The following is a 21,114-nucleotide window of genomic DNA, read 5'->3' as shown; positions in this document are numbered from 1 at the left end:
ACCGTGAGTTAACGCGCCAGCGCCGCGCGCAGGTAGCCGTCGTGCCGCTGCAGCCGCTGCTGCGCCTCTTCGGCGCTGACGCCGGCCAGAATCATCAGTATCGCCGGCTTGACCTCGAAGCCGGTCTGCGCCAGCGCCGCCTCGGCCTGAGCGCGTTCGGCGCCGGTGGCCTCCACCACGATGCGGCAGGCGCGATCCACCAGTTTGACGTTGGTGGCCTTCACGTCCACCATCAGGTTCTGATAGACCTTGCCCAGCTTGACCATCGCGCCGGTCGACAGCATGTTGAGCACCAGCTTCTGCGCGGTGCCGGATTTCAGGCGCGTCGAACCGGTCAGCGCCTCCGGCCCCACCACCGGTGAAATCGCCACCTGCGCTTCGTGCGCGATCGGCGAATCCGGGTTGCAGGAGATGGCCGCCGTCGGGCAGCCCAGCCCGCGCGCATAGCGCAGTGCGCCGATCACATAAGGCGTGCGCCCTGAGGCCGCCAACCCCACCACCATATCGACGGCGGTCAGATTCAGCGCCCGGAGATCGGCTTCGCCCAGGGCTTCGTCGTCTTCCGCCCCCTCCACCGCCTTGAGCAGTGCGCCCGGCCCGCCGGCGATCAAGCCCACCACCACGCCGTGCGGCACGCCGAAGGTCGGCGGGCACTCGGAGGCATCCAACACCCCCAATCGGCCGCTGGTACCGGCGCCCAAATAAATCAGCCGGCCGCCGGCCTTCAACGCCGCCGCCGCCAAATCGACCGCCTGCGCGATCGCCGGCAGCACCTTTTCGATCGCCTCCGGCACCTTGCGGTCTTCCTGGTTAAAGCAGCGGACCATCTCCAGCGTCGACATCTCATCCAGCCCCATGGTGGCCGGGTTGCGGGTTTCCGATACCAGTGCGCCTAAGTTCATCTGTTCACCTTTGAATTTTTAATTCACAAATTTAAATCAATATTTGAATATTTTATTCAACAAAGCGAGCGCTATTTGCTATTTTAACGACGAGCTCACAAAAATTTTCACCGCGCGTTTTCGCCGCCTGCATGGCAAAATGGCCGCTGGTTTCCAGGGAAAGATCAATGAGTACCCTTCTGCGCATACGCCAGATGTATCCGACACTGGCGCAAAACGACCGCAAGCTGGCGGACTTTTTGCTGAACAACGCCGAGCAGGCGCGCCATCTCAGCTCGCAAAAGCTGGCCGAGCTGGCCGGCATCAGCCAGTCGAGCGTGGTGAAGTTCGCCCAAAAGCTGGGCTATAAAGGTTTCCCGGCGTTGAAGCTGGCGCTGAGCGAGACGCTGGCCCAGCCACAGGCCGAACCGGTCGTGACCGTTCACAACCACATCCTCAGCAGCGACACGCTGAAAACCGTCGGTGAAAAGCTATTGGCGGAAAAGCAGGCGGCGCTGCGCGCGACGCTGGACATCAACAGCGAAGAGCGGCTGCATCAGGCGCTGGACATGCTGCGCCAGGCGCGCCGGGTAATGCTGATCGGCATCGGCGCTTCCGGGCTGGTGGCCAAGGATTTTTCCTTCAAGCTGCTGAAAATCGGCGTGATGGCGGTGGCCGAAGCGGACATGCACGTTCAGCTGGCGGCGGTGCAGGCGCTGGACAAACGCGATCTGCTGCTGGCTATCTCCTTCAGCGGCGAACGGCGTGAAATCAATCTGGCGGCGGAAGAAGCGCGCCAGGCCGGCGCCAGGGTGCTGGCGCTGACCAGCTTTTCTCCCAACGGCCTGCAGCAGCGCGCGGATCACTGCCTCTACACCATCGCCGAAGAGCCCCACACCCGCAGCGCGGCCATCTCTTCCAGCACGGCCCAGTACGCTCTCACCGATCTGCTGTTTATGGCGCTGATCCAGCACGATCTCGATCATGCCCGCGACCGCATCAAGCACAGCGAACAGTTAATGAAAAAGTTGGTTTGAGGCGTATAATGGCGGCCGATAAAACGCCGCCAGCTCAATTATTTCCCTTCTCTGCATTCGAAAAATAATGTGCGGGCGGTGACTCGCTCAATTATCAATCAATAATTGAGCATGCATGGACAGCATTATTTAACGATACCATTATGAATACACACACTGTTATTTTAGATAAGTTGCGGCACTCCGTGACTCACCCGACCCTGCGCACTTTTTTATTTTACGCCATTATTGCTTTGATATTGATCAAAGCGATGGGATACAGCGGTGGAAAAGGCATTGATATTCTTTTTATTGCACTTATCTTGTTATTATTATCTATCCATTCGCTTACCCGTTACGGCCTGATTATTCCGTTTATTCTGCTGTGCGCGCTGTATGCGCCGGTCGGGGCCATATACGGTTCCCCATCAGCCATCGTGGTGTCAGCCCTGCTGCAATCCAACCCGATAGAGGCAAGGGAGTTTTTGCAAACCCTCCCAGTCAGCTGTTATCTGTTGCCTATCGCCATTCTGGTTACGCCGGTCATTCTCGGTCGATTTATTTGGCGACACCCCCTGTCAAAGAAAACAATATTGATCGCATTGGCCCTGCTTACGGCGATTACTATCGCCAGAGCATTCAGCGGTGGGTTGAGCAATCTCAGATTGCCTGACTTCTTTTTATCCACTTATTCGGCTTACCATCAATACCAACAGCAGATTGATGAATTAAACACCGACGCTTCAGCACCAAACCGCTGGTCGCTTACCGCCGGCGCACCAACGAATGAGAACTATGTCATTATCGTCGGCGAAAGTATGCGCAGGGATCATATGTCCTTATTTGGTTATCCGGTGTCCACTACACCGTTTCTGGATAATGCCAAGGGACGGTTTTACAGTAATTATATTTCCACCGCGCCGAATACATTCGAATCGCTCCCCCGCACGCTGGCTTTAAGCAACGGCCACAGCATTGCCCTCGGAGATAATATCATCACCCTGGCAAAAGCCGCCGGCCTCAATACCCACTGGCTGTCCAATCAGGGCATGTTCGGGCAATTCGATACGCCGGTATCAAAAATCGCTATGTTCAGCGATAACCATTACTTCCTGAAGAAAGGCGACTATCAATCGCGCAACACCGATGATGATGCACTGCTGCCGATATTTGACCAATTATTGAGCCGCCAGGGGCAAGGCAACCTTTATGTGCTGCATCTGATGGGCTCGCACGCCGACTTTTGCGAGCGGCTTAACGGCGAACCGCCGAGCGTCGAGTCGCCGAATAAGGAGCTGGCCTGCTACCTCTCTACCTATCGCAAGACTGATCGTTTTATCGAGCAGGTTTATCACAGTCTGAAACAGACCGGCGCGCCGTTTAAACTGTTCTATTTCTCCGATCACGGTCTTTCCCATAAGGATATCGGCGGCATACGTTCTCTGCGTCACAGCGGCGATACCCGGCAGAATTACCAGGTGCCATTGCTGGTGCTGAGCGATCGCGACCAACAGCACCAGATCATTGATGATCCCTTGAGCGCGTTCGATTTTATCGGGTTGTTTGCTCAAGAGGCGGGAATACGGGTTACCCATCCGGAGGTGATGCCTACGATGCGTATGGCGGATACCGATAAGCGCTGGGTGTTTGACGGGCAGAGAAGGGTTGATTTCGATCAGTTGGCTGACGACCCACCTGAGTTACCCTAAGCGGTAAGATGACGAAAAAACGCCCGCCGCGCGGTGATTCTATGATAGATTGCGCGCCAGCCCGAGCACACCGATGGAAAGATAACTGACAATGGCACTGCTGATTACCAAGAAATGCATCAACTGCGATATGTGCGAGCCGGAATGCCCGAACCAGGCGATTTCGATGGGCGATGAGATTTATCAGATCGATACCGATCGCTGCACCGAGTGCGTCGGCCATTACGATACGCCGACCTGCCAGCAGGTTTGCCCGATCGACAACACCATCATCACCGATCCGCAGCATCGCGAGACCAACGAACAGCTGTGGGACAAGTTCGTGGTGCTGTACCACGCCGATCGCATTTAATTTGCCGCAGGACTGACAAGGGCGCCACAGGCGCCCTTGCTATTTTCAGCTTTCGACGATCACCGTCGCGCAGGCGTAGCGCCGTTCGTCGGCCAGCGAAACGTGGATCGTGGTGACCCCCATCTCCCCGGCCAGCTCGGCGGCGCGGCCGTGCAAACGAATATTCGGCTTGCCCAGCGCATCGTTGAACACTTCGAACTGATTGAACGCCAGGCCGTTGCGAATGCCGGTGCCGAACGCCTTGGCGGCGGCCTCTTTCACCGCGAAACGTTTGGCCAGAAAGCGAATCGGCTGCTGGTGCTGCTGATACAGCGCCCACTCGGCGTCACTCAGCACGCGGCGCGCCAGGCGATCGCCGCTACGCTCCACCACCGCTTCGATACGCGCCATCTCAACGATGTCGGTTCCCAGCCCGAGCACCGCCATTACCGGCGCGCTTCCCGCATCAGCACTTTCATGTCGGCAACCGCGGCCGGCAGCCCGCTCATCACCGCCTGGCCGATAATCGCATGGCCGATGTTCAGCTCGTGCATCTCCGGCAGCGCGGCGATCGGCTGCACGTTGTGGTAGGTCAGGCCGTGGCCGGCGTTGACCTTCAGCCCTTTCTCGGCCGCGTAGGCGGCGGCTACCGCGATGCGGCGCAGCTCGGCCTGTACCGCCAGCTCGCCCTGCGCTTCGGCGTAGGCGCCGGTGTGGATTTCGATATAGGGTGCGCCCACCGCCACCGCCGCGTCGATCTGGCGATGATCGGGATCGATGAACAGCGAGACCAGAATGCCCGCCTGCGCCAGGCGCTCGACCGCCACGCTCATTTTGTCCAGCTGGCCGGCGACGTCCAGGCCGCCTTCGGTGGTCACTTCTTCGCGCTTCTCCGGCACCAGGCAGCAGAAATGCGGCTTCAGCTCAATGGCGATGTCCAGCATCTCGTCGGTCACCGCCATCTCCAGATTCATGCGCGTCTGGATGGTCTGGCGCAGCAGGCGCACGTCGCGGTCGGTGATGTGGCGGCGGTCTTCGCGCAGATGCACGGTAATGCCGTCGGCTCCCGCCTGTTCGGCAATGAATGCCGCCTGAACCGGATCCGGGTATTGGGTTCCGCGCGCGTTACGTAACGTGGCGATGTGATCGATATTGACGCCCAGCAGCAAATCAGCCATGACAACCTCTAAATACGATTTTCAGTGCCAGCAGTTTACACGCGGGCGCAAGGCGGCAAAAGGGGAAAAGGTCAGGCGTCGTCGACCGGCGTATTCGGCTGTTTGCGCACGAACTGGCGGAACAGTTCGCGGCTCTTCAACGGCTTGCCGCCTAGATAGGGTTTCAGCGCCATACGGGTGAAACGCTTGGCGGCGCGCAGCGTCTCGGCATCGGGAAACTGCCGCTCCGCCAGCGCGCGCAGTTCGCGCCCGGTGAAGCTGTAGTGATCCACCACCAGGCTGGCGATAAAGCCTTTCTCTTCGCGGTAGCGGTAGGTCATGGCGTCATCCACCGGCAGGCCGCTGCCGGCGCAGTGCAGGAAATCGAGGCCGTAACCCAGGTGGTGCAGCAAGGCCAGCTCGAACTGGCGCAGCGCCTGCTCCGGCGAGCTGTCTTCCGCCGCCAGCGCCTGCAGGCATTGCAGATAGTCGAAGAACAGCACCGAATAGTTGGTTTCCTGCTCCAGCACGCGCGCCAGCAGTTCGTTCACGTACAGGCCGCTGTACAGCATCATGCCGCTGAGGGGTAAACCGAGGGAGACCGCTTCGGCGTTGCGCAGCGTTTTCACTTCGCCGCGGCCGCCCCAGCGCACTAACAGGGGGGTAAAGGGCTGCAGGCAACCCTTGAGATTGGAGCGGCGGCTGCGCGCGCCTTTCGCCAGCAAGCGCACCCGCCCATGACCTTCGGTAAACAGATCCAGCATCAGACTGGTTTCACTGTACGGCCGCCCATGCAGGACGAAAGCGCGCTCCCAGCCGTCCACGGATCGTTACTTCAGATCGTCAACATAGCCCAGGCTGCGCAGCGCACGTTCGTCGTCCGCCCAACCGGATTTCACTTTCACCCACAGCTCGAGATGCACTTTGGCGTCGAACATCTGTTCCATGTCCTGGCGCGCTTCGATGCCGATGGTTTTGATCTTGGCGCCCTTGTTGCCGATGACCATTTTCTTCTGGCCTTCGCGCTCAACCAGGATCAGGCCGTGCACATCGTAGCCGCCGCGATCGTTGGCCACGAACTGTTCGATTTCTACCGTCACCGAGTACGGCAGCTCTTCGCCCAGGAAACGCATCAGCTTCTCGCGGATGATCTCGGAGGCCATAAAGCGCTGTGAGCGATCGGTGATGTAGTCTTCCGGGAAGTGGTGTTCCGCTTCCGGCAGCAGCTTGCGCACGATGCCGGCGATGGTGTCGACGTTCATGCCTTTTTCGGCGGAGATAGGTACCACATCGAGGAAGTTCATCTGCTGGCTGAGGAACGCGATGTGCGGCAACAGCTTGGATTTGTCGGTGACGTTATCGACCTTGTTGATCGCCAGCAATACCGGGCAGCGCAGGCTGCGCAGCTTGTTGACCACCATTTCGTCGTCGGCGGTCCAGTTGGTGCCTTCGACCACGAAGATCACCAGTTCGACGTCGCCGATCGAGCTGCTGGCCGCGCGGTTCATCAAGCGGTTGATGGCGCGTTTTTCTTCGATGTGCAGCCCAGGGGTGTCGACGTAGATCGCCTGATAGGCGCCATCGGTGTCGATGCCCATGATGCGGTGACGGGTCGTCTGCGGCTTACGCGACGTAATGGAAACCTTCTGCCCCAGCAGTTGGTTCAGCAACGTCGATTTGCCCACGTTCGGGCGGCCGACGATGGCGATAAACCCGCAGTGTTGTTTTACTTCGCTCATTCAAGCTCCAGCTTTTTCAGCGCTTGTTCCGCTGCCGCCTGCTCGGCTTTACGGCGGCTCGAGCCGGTGCCCACCACGGGCTCGCTCAAACCACTCACCTGGCAGTGGATGGTAAACTCTTGGTCGTGCGCTTCACCGCGAACCTGCACTACCAAATAAGAAGGCAACGGCAGATGACGCCCCTGCAAAAACTCCTGCAAACGGGTTTTCGGGTCTTTCTGCTTATCACCGGGGCTGATTTCGTCCAACCGGCTGCGATACCAGTCCAAAATCAGACGCTCGACGGTCTGGATATCACTGTCCAGGAACACGCCGCCGATCAATGCCTCCACCGTATCCGCCAGGATTGACTCGCGGCGGAACCCACCACTTTTCAATTCGCCCGGTCCAAGCCGCAGACATTCGCCCAGGTCAAACTCGCGCGCCATCTCCGCCAGCGTGTTGCCGCGCACCAGCGTGGCGCGCATGCGGCTCATATCGCCCTCGTCGACGCGAGGAAAGCGGTGATAGAGCGCATTGGCGATGACAAAGCTCAGAATCGAGTCACCCAGAAACTCAAGACGTTCATTGTGTTTACTGCTGGCGCTGCGGTGAGTCAAAGCCTGCAGTAAAAGCTCCTGCTGTTGAAAAGTGTAGCCCAGCTTCCGCTGCAGCCTGTTTATTACGATGGGGTTCATGAGTTACCAATAGATCAAGAATGCGTCAAAAACTTGCAGCATACGGAACAGGCCTGCTTCGCCGAAAGCCGATCCAAAGCTGTTTCGTTTGCAGTGGCTCCCAGCAGGGGCCAACTTTTTATCGCTCGAGAAAGTATTCTACAACGAGTGGAAACATAATGCTGTGTTTTATATCCCCTTAATCTTTCACGCCGCAGTAGGCTGCGGCGTGAAATTAACAGGGAATCAGTCAGCGATTAATGAATGCCGCCGATCCGGCTAAAACGCACGCCGGTAGGCCACTCACCTTCCTGCTTTTCAAAGCTCATCCAGATGGCCGTGGCTTTACCCACCAGATTCTTCTCCGGCACAAAGCCCCAGTAACGGCTGTCCGCGCTGTTGTCGCGGTTGTCGCCCATCATGAAGTAATGCCCGGCCGGCACCACCCACTCCGCCAGAGGTTTGCCCGGCTGTTGGTAGTAAGCGCCCACCCGATCCTGCGCGTCCGGCACGGTCAGGATACGATGCGTGACGTTGCCGAGGCTTTCCTGGCGCTCGCGCATGCGAATGCCGCCCGGCGGCACATTATCGCTCAGCGGGATCTGGTAGAAGCCGTTGCTGGCCTCGCCCATGCCGCTGCGGCTGAACAACTGCACGAAGTCGCTCGGCTGCGCGTCGGCGTAGGTCACCGCCAGCGCGGTATCGCAGGACTGCCCACTGTTGCAGGACGGCTGCACCGTAACGCGCTTATTCACCGGATCGTAAGTAATACGGTCGCCCGGCAGGCCGATCACGCGCTTGATATAATCCAGTTTCGGATCCAGCGGATATTTAAATACCGCAATATCGCCGCGCTTCGGATGGCCGGTTTCAATGAGCGTGGTCTGGGTAATCGGATCTTTAATGCCGTAGGCATATTTCTCCACCAGAATGAAATCGCCAATCAACAGCGTCGGCATCATTGAGCCGGACGGGATCTGGAACGGTTCGTAAATAAACGAACGCACCACAAAGACCAACAGCAGCACCGGGAACACCGATGCGCCGGTCTCCACCCAGCCTGGCTGCTTCGCCACTTTCGCCAGCGTTTTATCGTCTACGGCGCCCGCGGTCTGTGCGTTGACCGCCGCGATCTTCGCGCGGCGGGCCGGCGCCCATTTGAAGCGCTCGAAGCACCAGATGATCCCGGTGACCAGGGTGGCCAACGCCAGGATCAGGGCAAACATATTCGCCATGCAAACTCCCTCGTTTCGCGAACTCGTCGCGGTTACTTGCCGTCTTTACCGACGTGCAGAATGGCCAGGAACGCTTCCTGCGGCAGTTCGACGTTACCGACCTGCTTCATGCGTTTCTTACCGTCTTTCTGTTTCTGCAGCAGCTTTTTCTTACGGCTGACGTCACCGCCGTAGCATTTCGCCAGCACGTTTTTACGCAGCTGCTTCACGGTGGAACGCGCGATGATGTGCGTGCCGATCGCCGCCTGAATCGCGATGTCGAACTGCTGACGCGGGATCAGATCTTTCATCTTCTCCACCAACTCACGGCCGCGATACTGCGAGTTGTCGCGGTGAGTGATCAGGGCCAGCGCATCCACGCGCTCGTTGTTGATCAGCACGTCCACGCGCACCATGTCGGAGGCCTGGAAGCGCTTGAAGTTGTAATCCAGCGACGCATAGCCGCGCGACGTGGACTTCAGGCGGTCGAAGAAGTCGAGCACCACTTCCGCCATCGGGATTTCATAGGTCAACGCCACCTGGTTGCCGTGGTAGACCATGTTGGTCTGCACGCCGCGTTTCTCAACGCACAGGGTGATGACGTTACCCAGGTATTCCTGCGGCATCAGCATGTGACATTCGGCGATCGGCTCGCGCAGTTCCTGGATGTTGTTCAACGGCGGCAGCTTGGACGGGCTGTCGACGTAGATCACTTCTTTGCCGGTGGTTTCCACTTCGTAGACGACCGTCGGCGCGGTGGTGATCAGATCCAGATCGTATTCACGCTCCAGACGCTCCTGAATGATCTCCATGTGCAGCAGGCCGAGGAAGCCGCAGCGGAAGCCGAAGCCCAGCGCGGTGGAGCTTTCCGGCTCGTAGAACAGGGAAGCGTCGTTGAGGCTCAGCTTGCCCAGCGCATCGCGGAAGGACTCATAATCGTCGGAGCTGATCGGAAACAGACCGGCGTACACCTGCGGCTTCACTTTCTTGAAGCCCGGCAGCGCTTTATCCGCCGGCTGACGCGCCTGCGTCAGGGTATCGCCCACCGGCGCGCCGAGGATGTCTTTGATCGCACAGACCAGCCAGCCCACTTCGCCGCAGTTCAGCACGTCGCGATCGACCTGCTTCGGCGTGAAGATGCCCAGGCGGTCGGCGTTGTACACCTGGCCGGTGCTCATGACCTTGATCTTGTCGCCCTTGCGCAGCGTGCCGTTCTTGACGCGCACCAGAGACACGACGCCCAGGTAGTTATCGAACCAGGAGTCGATGATCAGCGCCTGCAGCGGCGCATCGGGATCGCCCTGCGGCGGCGGGATGTCGCGCACCAGGCGCTCCAGCACGTCGGGCACGCCGACGCCGGTTTTGGCCGAGCAGCGCACCGCATCGGTGGCGTCGATGCCGACGATGTCTTCAATTTCCTGTGCGGCGCGATCCGGATCGGCGGCCGGCAGGTCGATTTTGTTCAGCACCGGCACCACTTCCAGATCCATTTCGATCGCGGTGTAGCAGTTGGCCAGCGTCTGGGCTTCGACGCCCTGACCGGCGTCCACCACCAGCAGCGCGCCTTCGCAGGCCGCCAGCGAGCGGGAAACTTCATAGGAGAAGTCAACGTGGCCGGGGGTGTCGATAAAGTTGAGCTGATAGGTCTGCCCATCCAGCGCCTTATAATCCAGCGTCACGCTCTGCGCTTTGATGGTGATGCCGCGCTCGCGCTCCAGATCCATGGAATCGAGCACCTGCGCGGCCATTTCACGGTCAGACAAGCCGCCGCAGATTTGGATAATGCGGTCAGACAGCGTCGACTTACCGTGGTCAATATGGGCAATAATGGAGAAATTTCGTATATGCTTCATTATAAAAGTTTTTCTGCCTTGGTATTTCTGAATTACTCGCCTATAGAAACCCGCATGGACCTAAAGCGACAGTGAATGGGTTAGGCCGTCTTGCACCTGAATCGCTGCATTCTACATGCCACACCACTGAAAACCTAGCGATCGGTGCAGTGAAGGCATTCTATTATGCGCCGCTAAATGTTACAGGGCGCCCCGGCGGGTGAAAACAGATGTTAACGCGGACGATACGGCCTGAACCCAAGGCTTGCCGATGATTCGTGGCCACCAAACTCCGGCGCTAATACATAACCGGCCGCAGCGCAATAAACCCTCTCCGAAATAATAAAAAAAGAATATTTGGATCAACCTCTTAGATTTCCATCTCATCCATCTTCCTTTAGGAAAAACCCCATATACGCCACCACCGCCCCTCGGATAGAAAGGGCATGAACTCCGCGACAAAACATTATTCAGGGCACTACATCGGCAGCCTACCGGGGTTCACCAGCATATCTGCGTACGTTGATTGGAAGGTGCATTATGATCGATAAAGGGCAAATGCTGAGCCGGCACGATTTTTCAAAGGTCAACTGGGGCATTCTGGCGGCGGCGGCGCTGCTGTTTAGCGTGGGGGCGGCGCTGTTGGTGCTGCCGCTGCTGAGCAGCATTGATGAGAGCGAGGTCATCACGCTATTGCAGGCCGGCGCGGGCACGATTTTACTCGGCTGTACGCTGCTGGCGCTGCGGCATTATCTGCGCCCGACGCTGACCTATCGCCTGTACGAGCACGGCGTGCGGGTCTTTGACGGCCACCATCATAAAGAGCGCTTCATCCCGTTTGAGAAGATCGGCGATATCTATCGCTTTCGCGGCGGCCAGGCTTTTGGCGGGCTGTTTGACGTCACGGCGTTCCGCGCCGGCGCGGATCAGCCCTGGTGTACGGTTTTCAGCAATGTCGCCCATTCGTGGCGGCTGGCGGACGTGATCGTCGACCAACAGCTGCAGCAGCGCGGGCCGCTGGCGCTGAATGCGCTCTATCAAGGGGAGACGGTGTCGTTTCACACCGTTGAGGGCGACGCGCGCTGGCTGTGGCAACTGCTGCTCGGCAAGCGGCAAGGCACGCCGACCGAAACGCTGCGGCTGAGCGCCACCTTGCTGACCACGGAGCGGGGCAACGTGCCGCTCGAGCAGATCCGCGCGGTGGAAAACCATCCGCAGCGCGGCATCCGTTTGCTCGACGGCCAGGGAAATGTGCTGTTCGCGATTAACTACGATTCGCTGCTCAGCGCCGATCTGTTCATCGCGCTGCTGGAGCATATGATCCACAACCGCATCCCCGCCTATCACAACCCGGCGATGACGCGGCCGTCGGTTTAAATCAGCGGGGAATTTTCCGCCTGCATGCGCATCGCGGTAGGCGGCAACCCAATCTGCAGCACCACCGGCTGGTAATCGGCCTGCTCACCCAGACGCCGGGCCAACCGGCGCGCCAGCATAAAGGCCGCCGCGCCGCCCAGTACGGCGCCGACGGCCGCCGAGGCGTCGCTGCCGAAACAATATTGCAGCAACGTGCCGCCCAGCATCATGCCCAGCAGCGGCGTCAGGTAAACCAGCATGGCGGAGCGCAGCAGGCTGCCTTCCGCAATGCCGACCTCGACGCGCTGCCCAGGTTCGAGCGGCTGATCGATATGCACCTGCAGCTGATGCTCGGTTTCCGGCACCAGTTCGTTCAGCGCGCGCGCGCCGCAGCCGGAACGCGCGGTGCAGCTGCCGCAGCCGGCCTTGGGTTCACAGCGCAGCAGCGCTACGCCCTGTTGCCACGAAACCACCGTGGCCCACTCCTTCATCATTGCGGCGATACCTTGAAAGAAATGCTGTCGGCGATGCGCTTGGCCGTAGCCGGCGGCAATTCGCCCACGATAGTGATTTCGTTGCCCGCGCGCACTTCGGTCTGAATGGTGCGGCGCCCCTGACGGTAGTATTGCTGTCCGGCTCCGCTGCCCGCCGGGCTGACGTTGACCGAGAAGCTGAACAGGCCGTCGCTGTAGAGCCGGGATTCAACCGGCACGGCGACGTTCGGCAATTTGCGGCGATTGCGCGCCACCTCGTCCACCCCGGCCGGCAGCCAGCCGGTGCTCCAGCTGAGCTTGACGTTTTCCACCGCCGGCAGCGACAGCAGCGGCGGCAGGTTGGCTTTGAGCAGCCCCTGCATCGCGCCCTGCACGTCGGCGCCGACCGCGAAGGAGATCACCCGATATTGCTCCAGCGTTTCGCCGTCGCGGTCGAGCAGATCCACCCGCAGCGGCAGCTTGGTGTCCTCGTCCATCCAGACGATATAGCTGTAGCGGGAACCGTCGCGCGCCACCACGCGCAGCACTTCACACGGCCGATCGGCGATGCGGGTGCTGCCCACGGAGATAAAGTCGTAGTACTTGGCCAGGCGGGTGAAATCGGCATAGACGATCGCCGGCAACGCATCGACGATGTGATCGCCGGTGAGCGTGAACGGCTCCAGGCCAGGCTCGAAGTAGCTGATCCCGCCGCCGCGCTGCAACACTTCGCGGCGCGGGCCGTCCATATGCAGCAGCTGGCCGAGCGGCACGTTGCCGATCACCGCATGGCGATAGCGCAACGACTCGATTCCCTGCTTGCTGATGCTGATGTAGGCGAGCTCGTAATTGAGAGAACGGCTGGCGCTGCTCATCTGTTGCAATAACGCCCCGGACGCAGTTGGCTGCGCCGGGGCGATGCTGGAATAGAGCAGGCTGCCCGTCAATAAACAAACGGAGAACCAGATTTGCTTCATTACTGCTGTTGCATTCCTAAAGACTGAGTTCCGGGAACCTGAATGGCGGCCTGTTGCGGGTTGCCTTGCTCAAGCTGCAGCTGATCCGAATGCAGGCGACGTTGCAGTTCATAGTCCTGCAGCATGGCGTTGATACGCTTGCGCTGTTCCTGCACCTGCTGCTGTTGGCCGCTGCCGGTGGAGAAACTGTCGGCCGGGACGCCCAGGCTGACCGGCGAGGCCTGGCCCATGATCGGTAGCGTGGTGAAGGCCGGCGATTCGGACGCGTTCGAGGGCGCAGAAGGCTGGTTGTACTGCTGCACGCCGACGATCACCGCCAGCGACACGCAGGCCGCCATACCGATTTGCGTAATCTGGCTCGCCCAGGGACGCACTTTGTCCCAGAACGGCATTTTCTGCCAGGTGTGAGGCTGCGGCTGAGATTCCTGAACGGCGGAAGGCACCAGCCGGGCGGGTTCTTTCTCAAGTGCAGCGGCTACGCGATCGGCGATGTCGAGATGCATCACTTGCCCGACATCACCTCGCAGTGTGTCACGTATCAGGTGATAGCTCTGCCAGCTTTGTTGAAGCGTTCGATCTTGCGACAGAGAACTCAACAGCTCGCTGTCGAACGATTCACCATCCATCAGAGCGGAAAGCTTTTCTTTCTGCATGCCTAAGTACCCTTCCTGTGCCCGCCATTGCTAACGCTGGATCAGCGGTTGAACTTTATTATCGATAGCTTCCCGGGCGCGGAAAATACGCGAACGTACGGTTCCGACCGGGCAATCCATGATGGCGGCTATCTCTTCGTAGCTTAGACCATCCAACTCCCGCAGGGTAATCGCCATGCGAAGATCCTCAGGGAGCGACTCAATGGTACGGAAAACTATCTGTCTCAGCTCTTCTGACAACATTAAGTTCTCAGGGTTCGAAATTTCTTTCAGTGCGCCCGCACTTTCGTAATTTTCCGCATCGTTGGCGTCCACATCACTGGATGGCGGACGGCGCCCCTGAGCAACCAGATAATTCTTTGCCGTGTTCACGGCGATTCGATACAACCAGGTATAAAAAGCGCTGTCGCCACGGAACGATTCCAGTGCGCGATAGGCCTTGATAAACGACTCCTGCACCACATCGGGCACATCGCCCTGCGGCACATAGCGGGAAACGAGACTCGCCACCTTATGCTGATAGCGCACTACCAGTAGGTTAAACGATTTCTGATCGCCCTTTTGGACCCGCTCGACCAGAACTTGATCCGTTAACTGCTCGCTCATCCGAGGTAAACTCTCCCCAAATCCGTCTCCACGCGTAAAATTGTACTGCCAGCCATACATTATTTTCCTGAGCAAGCACTCGCTTGGAGTTCATATAGAACACGAAGTTCCATATCGCCATTGTTTTTTCTGTTGATGTCACCCTATCCGTGGCTTTTGCCCGGACAGTTAGGCTAACATGAAATTCACTCTTCTTCTGCACACATCATACGTTATGCAACCATCATCTGAACATGTAAGCGATGTACTGATCGTCGGCAGCGGCGCTGCGGGCCTGTCACTGGCGCTGCGCCTGGCGCAGCATTGCAAGGTTACCGTTCTCAGCAAGGGGCCGCTCAGCGAGGGGGCCACCTTTTACGCCCAGGGCGGGATCGCCGCGGTGTTCGATGAGACGGACAGCATTGCCTCACACGTTGATGACACTTTGATTGCCGGCGCCGGCCTGTGCGACAAAGAGGCCGTCGAATTCATCGCCGGCAACGCGCGCCATTGCGTGCAGTGGCTGATCGATCAGGGCGTGCTGTTCGACACCGAGGTCAACGCGCAGGGCGAGGAGCATTATCACCTCACGCGCGAAGGCGGCCACAGCCATCGCCGCATCCTGCACGCCGCGGACGCGACCGGTAAGGAAGTAGAGACCACGCTGGTGGGGAAAGCAAGCGCTCACCCCAATATTTGCGTGATGGAGCGCCGCAACGCGGTTGACCTTATCACCTCGAACAAAATCGGCCTGCCGGGCACCCGCCGAGTGGTGGGCGCGTACGTCTGGAACCGCGAGCTGGAGCGGGTGGAAACCTACCGCGCCAAAACGGTGGTGCTGGCGACCGGCGGCGCGGCCAAGGTATACCAATACACCACCAACCCGGACATCTCCTCCGGCGACGGCATCGCCATGGCCTGGCGCGCCGGCTGCCGGGTCGCCAACCTGGAGTTCAACCAGTTCCACCCGACCTGCCTGTTCCATCCGCAGGCGCGCAACTTCCTGCTAACCGAAGCGCTGCGCGGCGAAGGGGCTTACCTGAAGCGCCCGGACGGCAGCCGCTTTATGCCGGATTTCGACCCGCGCGGCGAACTGGCTCCGCGCGATATCGTCGCCCGCGCCATCGACCATGAAATGAAGCGTCTGGGCGCCGACTGCATGTACCTGGACATCAGCCACAAGCCGGCGGAGTTCATCACCCAGCACTTCCCGATGATCCACGAGAAGCTGCTGACGCTGGGCTTCGATCTGACCCGGCAGCCGATCCCGATCGTCCCGGCGGCTCACTACACCTGCGGCGGCGTGATGGTCGATCAGCACGGCCGCACCGATCTCGACGGGCTGTACGCCATCGGCGAGGTCAGCTATACCGGCCTGCACGGCGCCAACCGCATGGCGTCGAATTCGCTGCTGGAGTGCCTGGTGTACGGTTGGTCGGCGGCGGAAGACATTCTGCAGCGCCTGCCGTTCATTCAGCAGGCCAAACAGTTGCCGCAATGGGATGAAAGCCGGGTGGACGATGCGGACGAACGGGTGGTGATTCAGCACAACTGGCACGAGCTGCGGCTGTTCATGTGGGATTACGTCGGCATCGTGCGCACCACCAAGCGGTTGGAGCGCGCCCTGCGCCGCATCAACACCCTGCAGGCGGAAATCGACGAGTACTACGCTCACTTCCGCATCTCCAACAACCTGCTGGAGCTGCGCAATCTGGTGCAGGTGGCAGAGCTTATCGTGCGCAGCGCCATGGCGCGTAAAGAGAGCCGCGGCCTGCACTACACGCTGGACTACCCGGATTTGCTGCCGGAAGCGCTGCCGACCATATTGCAGCCTTAAACTCTGCGACAGGGCGCCTAATCGGCGCCCTTTTCTTTTTAGTAGAAAAGATAGAAGTCAGCGATCAAATGGCGGAAATCGTCGGTGTAGCTGCCGTCGGCCTGCTTGATCGCCAGCGCCTGCTCCCGCAGCGGCGTTTCCCGCCGCGTCAGCGCCAGCAGCACCCGGTGCAGCGGCGTATCGGCCCGATCGCTGACGTTCACTTTCACCGCCGTGTGCCAGCCGCTTTGCTGCGCCAGGCGTTCGAATTCGGCGCCGATATCGTGCGGCAGCACCACGCAGAACGTCCCCTGCGCCGCCAGCAGCTGTGCCGCACAGGCCAACAGCGCCTCGTGCGTCAGGGTTTCGGTGTAGCGCGCGTTGTGGCGCGCCTGGTCGCGGCAGGCCACCGCCGGCTCGAAATACGGCGGATTGCTGACGATCAGATCATACTCAGCAGCATGCCGCTGCGCATAATGGTGAATATCCTGCGCATGCACGCGGATGCGCTGCGGCCACGGCGATGCCGCCGCGTTTTCGCGCGCCTGGCCGGCGGCGGCTTCGTCCAGCTCCACCGCGTCAATGGTCACTTCGTCGCCGCTGCGCTGCGCCAGCATCAGCGCGATCAGCCCGCTGCCGCTGCCAATGTCCAGCACCCGGCGCGCCTGCCCCAGCGGCGCCCAGGCGCCGAGCAACACCCCGTCGGTGCCCACTTTCATGGCGCAACGATCGTGGGCGACAAAGAATTGTTTAAAGGTAAAACCCCCGCGGCGCGGGGTAAAATCGGCTTTCGATCGCTTGCTCACACTCACCACCTGGCTATAAAACTGGCGTAGCATAAGGCAATCTGATCGGCGGGAAAAGAGCGGCTTTCCGCTTAAATAGGTGAAGATCGCGGCCAACCCGTCTATAATCGGCGCCCCAAGTAGAGGTAGACCATGACAGCAACCACTTTTTCCGAACTCGAACTCGATGATCGCCTGATCGACGCGCTGCGCGACAAAGGCTACGATCGCCCCACCGCCATTCAGGCCGCTGCGATCCCGCCGGCGATGGACGGGCGCGACGTCTTAGGTTCGGCTCCGACCGGCACCGGCAAAACCGCCGCCTTCCTGCTGCCCGTTTTGCAGCACCTGCTGGACTTCCCGCGCAAGAAATCCGGCCCGCCGCGCGTATTGATCCTGACGCCAACGCGTGAACTGGCGATGCAGGTCGCCGATCAGGCGCGTGAATTGGCTGCTCATACCTCGCTGGATATCGCCACCATCACCGGCGGCGTCGCTTACATGAACCACGCGGAAGTGTTCAGCGAAAATCAGGACGTGGTGGTCGCCACCACCGGCCGTTTGCTGCAATACATTAAAGAAGAGAACTTCGACTGCCGCGCGGTGGAAACCCTGATCCTCGACGAAGCCGACCGCATGCTCGATATGGGCTTCGCGCAGGACATCGAAACCATCTCCGCCGAAACCCGCTGGCGCAACCAGACGCTGCTGTTCTCCGCCACGCTGGAAGGCGAAGCTATCCGCGAATTCGCCGAGCGCATCCTGAAAGAGCCGGTGGAAGTGGAAGCCGATCCGTCGCGCCGCGAACGCAAAAAGATCCTGCAGTGGTACTACCGCGCCGATGACGTGCAGCACAAAACCGCGCTGCTGATCCACCTGCTGCAACAGCCGGACGTGCAGAAATCGGTGATCTTCGTGCGCAAACGCGAGCGCGTGCACGAGCTGGCCACCTGGCTGCGCGAAGCGGGCATCAACACCTGCTATCTCGAAGGCGAAATGGTGCAGGCCAAACGCAACGAAGCGGTCAAACGCATGATGGATGGCCGGGTTAACGTGCTGGTCGCCACCGACGTTGCCGCACGCGGTCTGGATATCCTCGATATCACCCATGTGTTCAACTTCGACATGCCGCGCACGGCGGACACCTACCTACACCGCATCGGCCGTACCGGCCGCGCCGGGCGTAAAGGCACCGCCATTTCGTTGGTGGAAGCGCACGACCATCTGCTGCTGGGCAAAGTGGGCCGTTACCTGAACGAGCCGCTGAAAGCACGCGTGATCGACGAACTGCGGCCGAAAACCAAGGTGCCGAACGAGAAGAGCAACGGCAAGCCATCGAAGAAAGTACTGGCCAAACGCGCGGAAGATAAAGCGAAGAACAAAGAAAAGGCCAAGGTGAAAGTGCGCCACCGCGACGCCAAAAACGTCGGCAAACGCCGTCAGGCGAAGGCCAAACCGGCCGGCGACGCGGAATAACCCCCGCTGCCTAAGAAAAAACCGCCTTTACAGGCGGTTTTTTTATGGGCGTTTACGGCTGCCCGTAGTGCGTGGCCAGGCGGTGCCCCTGCAGCCATTTATCCAGTTCGCGGAACTGCGCCTTCAGCTCGTCATTCTGCAAATGCACCGGCGTTTGCGAGAAATAAAACTGGAACGCAAAGCCCTGCTGGTTGCGCGCCCGGGCATCGGCCCCGGCCTGCAACAACAGCAGCGCCAGGTGCGGCGCGTTAATCTTCGCCGCCAGATGCAGCGGGGTATCCCCCAGCCGATCGCTCAAGGTGGTGTCCGCCCCGGCCGCCAGCAACAGCCGCAGCTGCTCTTCGCGCCCGGCCAGCACCGCCGCCGCGAGCGGCGTGGCGCCGGTAACGGCATTGCGCACGTTCACCGGTGCCCCTTCGGTCAGCAGCAACCGCAGGTACTGCGCGTCTTGCAACATCGCCGCGGTGTGCAGCGCGCTGTTGCCGTCCAGCCCCGCCGCCGCCGGGTCGGCCCCGAGATCCAGCAACGCCTGCACGCTACCCGGCTGCTGCGAAAGCACCGCCCACTGCAACAGCGTGACCTGCCGATCGCCCCGCTCGCGCAAACGATCCTGCGTGGCCTGCGCACGGATGCCCTGCGTATCGCCGCGCGCCACCGCCTGAGCCAGCGCCAGATTGCTGTGGCCGTCAAACGGCGAAATCTCCTGCCCCATCTGTTGCTCCTTAGCCATCATCAGTAAACCGGTCACCGCGACCAGCGCCAGTAAGGCTATCGCCAGCGCCCACCGCAAGCGACGCCCTTCAGGCATTGGCCTTCGCCTCCCACGGCTTTTGTTCCGCCATCGAGCTTATCACCTTGTCGATGCCGTGCGCCGTCAGGCTGCGATCCAGATGCTTGCTCGGCCGCCAGTCATCGATGCCGGTCAGGGTATCGTTGTTGGCCAGGGTGATGTTGTGGCCGATGGCGTCCGGGATCAGCGAGGTCGATTCCTGGGTGCTGGTCAGCATGTCATATTGCTCGCTGTAGCGGCGAATGCTGCCGGCTTCGGCATCTTTCTTCGCCGCCGCCGGATCGATACCCAGGCGATTCAGGGTGTAATCCGAGACCCCGGCCGCGTTGAAGGTGACCGCGACGGTGCCGGTCGCCAGCGCGGCCGTGGCCGCCAGGCCGCCGCCAAGCGAATGGCCGGCGATCACCAGCGCATCGCCGAAGGCCGCCTTGGCGCTTTTGGCAGCGGCAACCGCCTGATTGTACTGCACATCGTCATAGCCCGTCGCCTGCCGCACGTTGCTCAGCCAGTCGCGCCAGTCGTTGGTACCGGCGAACGCCAACACATACTGCTTGTCGTTGCTGTAAATCCCGGCCTGGAAACCGCTGCCCGCGTCGTGCAGGCTGGCGGGATCGATGCCGAAACCGAGCAGCGCGCTGTCGCTCAGGCGGTTGAACCCGGCGGCACCCTGGCCATTGAGTGAATAAACGTCCTTGGCCAACAGCGCCAATGCATAATCCCCCTCCTGCGATTGCTGCCCCCGCGTCACGCCCGGCGCTGCCGCCGCCGTCGGCGCCGCCGCTGAGATATCGCCGACCAGCGTATTCAACAGATTCTGCGCATTGAGCGTGTTCTGAGAGGGAGAGGCCACCGGCGCCGGATTTGCCGGCGTTGCCGCGGGCAGCGCCGCCGTCGCCGTCTCGGCAGCGGCGCGAGGTGTAGGGATCGCGGCCACCGGGGATACTGCAGAGGTAAAACTTAAAGGCATACTCATGCCGACTCCTTGTCGATAGACTTTTTATTGAGCACCTGAATAGGTGCTGATTTAGCTATCGGCAGGTCGGATGAGTTCTGTATTAGAAATGCTTATCTTTGTGCAGAATGTGATCCGCGTTCGATTTTCGGCCGTCAAACGCAGAAAAGGGAGCCGAAGCTCCCTGATTGACTGCGCCGCAAATTACAGGCTTTCGGTAAAGGTGCGGGCGATAACGTCGCGCTGCTGTTCCGGCGTCAGGGAGTTGAAGCGCACCGCATAGCCGGACACGCGGATGGTCAGCTGCGGGTATTTTTCCGGGTGCTTGACCGCGTCTTCCAGGGTTTCGCGACGCAGCACGTTGACGTTCAGGTGCTGGCCGCCTTCCACGCGCACGGTCGGCTGCATTTCCAGCGGCACTTCACGGTATTCGATCTGGCCCAGGTCGCTCACCGCGACAACCTGATCTTCCGCGTAGTTGGCCTTGGCGCACACGCAGCGAGCTTCCGCTTTTTCATCGTCCAGCAGCCAGAAAGAATTCACCAGCGCCTGGTCGTTCGCTTTGGTAATTTGAATACCGGTAATCATTATGTTGCCTCCGTACAAGGGCGTAAAAATTCACGTCGTGAGAAAACCCAATTCTGGTTTCGGCCATTTGGTAAAACCATTGTTGTCTTGTTGTTCTGTATACCAGCCTGACCAAGCCAGTTCCTTGA

Annotated in this window: 22 protein-coding genes; 6 read left to right on the top strand and 16 right to left on the bottom strand. The window is 60.1% G+C overall.

Going from position 1 to position 21,114, the window contains the following annotated elements:
• Window positions 1–8: 8 nt before the first annotated feature.
• Complete coding sequence (gene murQ, locus ABTW55_RS15080) at window positions 9–902, bottom strand: N-acetylmuramic acid 6-phosphate etherase (RefSeq protein WP_033648937.1); 894 nt, start codon at window positions 900–902, stop codon at window positions 9–11.
• Window positions 903–1,069: 167 nt separating this feature from the next.
• Between murQ and ABTW55_RS15075 the strand changes: the two genes are divergently transcribed.
• The 3 genes from ABTW55_RS15075 to ABTW55_RS15065 all read left to right on the top strand — a co-directional run bounded on the left by ABTW55_RS15075 (window position 1,070) and on the right by ABTW55_RS15065 (window position 3,958).
• Window positions 1,070–1,918 (top strand): MurR/RpiR family transcriptional regulator, encoded by an 849-nt coding sequence (locus ABTW55_RS15075; RefSeq protein WP_060423218.1) that lies wholly within the window; start codon window positions 1,070–1,072, stop codon window positions 1,916–1,918.
• Window positions 1,919–2,061: 143 nt separating this feature from the next.
• Window positions 2,062–3,606, top strand: coding sequence for a phosphoethanolamine transferase (locus tag ABTW55_RS15070; protein WP_195758017.1), 1,545 nt, complete (start codon window positions 2,062–2,064; stop codon window positions 3,604–3,606).
• Between the two features lie 91 nt (window positions 3,607–3,697).
• Window positions 3,698–3,958, top strand: coding sequence for a YfhL family 4Fe-4S dicluster ferredoxin (locus ABTW55_RS15065; RefSeq protein ID WP_033654301.1), 261 nt, complete (start codon window positions 3,698–3,700; stop codon window positions 3,956–3,958).
• 45 nt (window positions 3,959–4,003) lie between these two features.
• Here ABTW55_RS15065 and acpS read toward each other — a convergent pair whose 3' ends face one another.
• From acpS to lepA, 7 genes are all read right to left on the bottom strand, one after another.
• Window positions 4,004–4,384: a holo-ACP synthase gene (gene acpS / locus ABTW55_RS15060; RefSeq protein ID WP_060423220.1), complete on the bottom strand. Its 381-nt coding sequence runs from the start codon at window positions 4,382–4,384 to the stop codon at window positions 4,004–4,006.
• Window positions 4,384–5,115: a pyridoxine 5'-phosphate synthase gene (gene pdxJ, locus ABTW55_RS15055; RefSeq protein WP_025303943.1), complete on the bottom strand. Its 732-nt coding sequence runs from the start codon at window positions 5,113–5,115 to the stop codon at window positions 4,384–4,386. Before pdxJ ends, acpS begins: the two co-directional genes overlap by 1 nt.
• 71 nt (window positions 5,116–5,186) lie before the next feature.
• On the bottom strand, window positions 5,187–5,918 hold the full coding sequence (gene recO / locus ABTW55_RS15050; protein WP_004929165.1) for a DNA repair protein RecO: 732 nt from the start codon (window positions 5,916–5,918) through the stop codon (window positions 5,187–5,189).
• A 6-nt stretch (window positions 5,919–5,924) separates the two neighbouring features.
• The gene (gene era, locus ABTW55_RS15045) at window positions 5,925–6,833 is read right to left on the bottom strand and encodes a GTPase Era (RefSeq protein ID WP_004929162.1); all 909 of its coding nucleotides are present in this window, start codon (window positions 6,831–6,833) and stop codon (window positions 5,925–5,927) included.
• On the bottom strand, window positions 6,830–7,510 hold the full coding sequence (gene rnc / locus ABTW55_RS15040; protein ID WP_004929158.1) for a ribonuclease III: 681 nt from the start codon (window positions 7,508–7,510) through the stop codon (window positions 6,830–6,832). The genes era and rnc overlap by 4 nt, the downstream gene beginning before the upstream one ends.
• 236 nt (window positions 7,511–7,746) lie before the next feature.
• Complete coding sequence (gene lepB, locus ABTW55_RS15035) at window positions 7,747–8,724, bottom strand: signal peptidase I (protein ID WP_033635624.1); 978 nt, start codon at window positions 8,722–8,724, stop codon at window positions 7,747–7,749.
• 32 nt (window positions 8,725–8,756) lie between these two features.
• A complete protein-coding gene (gene lepA / locus ABTW55_RS15030; RefSeq protein WP_033648940.1) occupies window positions 8,757–10,556 on the bottom strand; it encodes a translation elongation factor 4 in 1,800 nt (599 codons plus the stop codon).
• 519 nt (window positions 10,557–11,075) lie between these two features.
• Between lepA and ABTW55_RS15025 the strand changes: the two genes are divergently transcribed.
• Window positions 11,076–11,912: a hypothetical protein gene (locus ABTW55_RS15025; RefSeq protein WP_033654302.1), complete on the top strand. Its 837-nt coding sequence runs from the start codon at window positions 11,076–11,078 to the stop codon at window positions 11,910–11,912.
• Here the strand turns inward: ABTW55_RS15025 and rseC are convergent.
• The 4 genes from rseC to rpoE are packed head-to-tail and all read right to left on the bottom strand — an operon-like array spanning window position 11,909 to window position 14,600.
• On the bottom strand, window positions 11,909–12,385 hold the full coding sequence (rseC, locus tag ABTW55_RS15020) for a SoxR-reducing system protein RseC (protein ID WP_033635627.1): 477 nt from the start codon (window positions 12,383–12,385) through the stop codon (window positions 11,909–11,911). The two genes, ABTW55_RS15025 and rseC, sit on opposite strands and share 4 nt — an antisense overlap.
• Window positions 12,382–13,341: a sigma-E factor regulatory protein RseB gene (rseB, locus tag ABTW55_RS15015; protein ID WP_033635628.1), complete on the bottom strand. Its 960-nt coding sequence runs from the start codon at window positions 13,339–13,341 to the stop codon at window positions 12,382–12,384. The genes rseC and rseB overlap by 4 nt, the downstream gene beginning before the upstream one ends.
• Window positions 13,341–13,994: an anti-sigma-E factor RseA gene (rseA, locus tag ABTW55_RS15010; protein WP_016929795.1), complete on the bottom strand. Its 654-nt coding sequence runs from the start codon at window positions 13,992–13,994 to the stop codon at window positions 13,341–13,343. The genes rseB and rseA overlap by 1 nt, the downstream gene beginning before the upstream one ends.
• 30 nt (window positions 13,995–14,024) lie before the next feature.
• Window positions 14,025–14,600, bottom strand: coding sequence for an RNA polymerase sigma factor RpoE (gene rpoE, locus ABTW55_RS15005; protein ID WP_004929136.1), 576 nt, complete (start codon window positions 14,598–14,600; stop codon window positions 14,025–14,027).
• Window positions 14,601–14,814: 214 nt separating this feature from the next.
• Between rpoE and nadB the strand changes: the two genes are divergently transcribed.
• On the top strand, window positions 14,815–16,416 hold the full coding sequence (nadB, locus tag ABTW55_RS15000; protein WP_181423066.1) for an L-aspartate oxidase: 1,602 nt from the start codon (window positions 14,815–14,817) through the stop codon (window positions 16,414–16,416).
• Window positions 16,417–16,454: 38 nt separating this feature from the next.
• Here the strand turns inward: nadB and ABTW55_RS14995 are convergent, their stop codons facing one another.
• On the bottom strand, window positions 16,455–17,234 hold the full coding sequence (locus ABTW55_RS14995; protein WP_060423226.1) for a tRNA1(Val) (adenine(37)-N6)-methyltransferase: 780 nt from the start codon (window positions 17,232–17,234) through the stop codon (window positions 16,455–16,457).
• Window positions 17,235–17,333: 99 nt separating this feature from the next.
• On the opposite strand from ABTW55_RS14995, the gene srmB reads away from it, so the two are divergent.
• On the top strand, window positions 17,334–18,656 hold the full coding sequence (gene srmB / locus ABTW55_RS14990) for an ATP-dependent RNA helicase SrmB (RefSeq protein WP_025303951.1): 1,323 nt from the start codon (window positions 17,334–17,336) through the stop codon (window positions 18,654–18,656).
• 52 nt (window positions 18,657–18,708) lie between these two features.
• Here the strand turns inward: srmB and ABTW55_RS14985 are convergent, their stop codons facing one another.
• From ABTW55_RS14985 to grcA, 3 genes are all read right to left on the bottom strand, one after another.
• Window positions 18,709–19,464: an ankyrin repeat domain-containing protein gene (locus ABTW55_RS14985; protein WP_060423228.1), complete on the bottom strand. Its 756-nt coding sequence runs from the start codon at window positions 19,462–19,464 to the stop codon at window positions 18,709–18,711.
• Window positions 19,457–20,419, bottom strand: coding sequence for a DUF2974 domain-containing protein (locus ABTW55_RS14980; RefSeq protein ID WP_033648946.1), 963 nt, complete (start codon window positions 20,417–20,419; stop codon window positions 19,457–19,459). Before ABTW55_RS14980 ends, ABTW55_RS14985 begins: the two co-directional genes overlap by 8 nt.
• Before the next feature lie 183 nt (window positions 20,420–20,602).
• Complete coding sequence (gene grcA, locus ABTW55_RS14975) at window positions 20,603–20,986, bottom strand: autonomous glycyl radical cofactor GrcA (RefSeq protein ID WP_004929114.1); 384 nt, start codon at window positions 20,984–20,986, stop codon at window positions 20,603–20,605.
• Between the last annotated feature and the right edge of the window lie 128 nt (window positions 20,987–21,114).

The organism is Serratia sp. SM04 (genome assembly GCF_040280225.1).
In the GTDB taxonomy this organism is placed as follows: Bacteria; Pseudomonadota; Gammaproteobacteria; order Enterobacterales; family Enterobacteriaceae; genus Serratia; species Serratia sarumanii.
The sequence above is the reverse complement of the archived record's forward strand: the minus strand, read 5'-3'. Positions and strand labels throughout refer to the sequence as shown.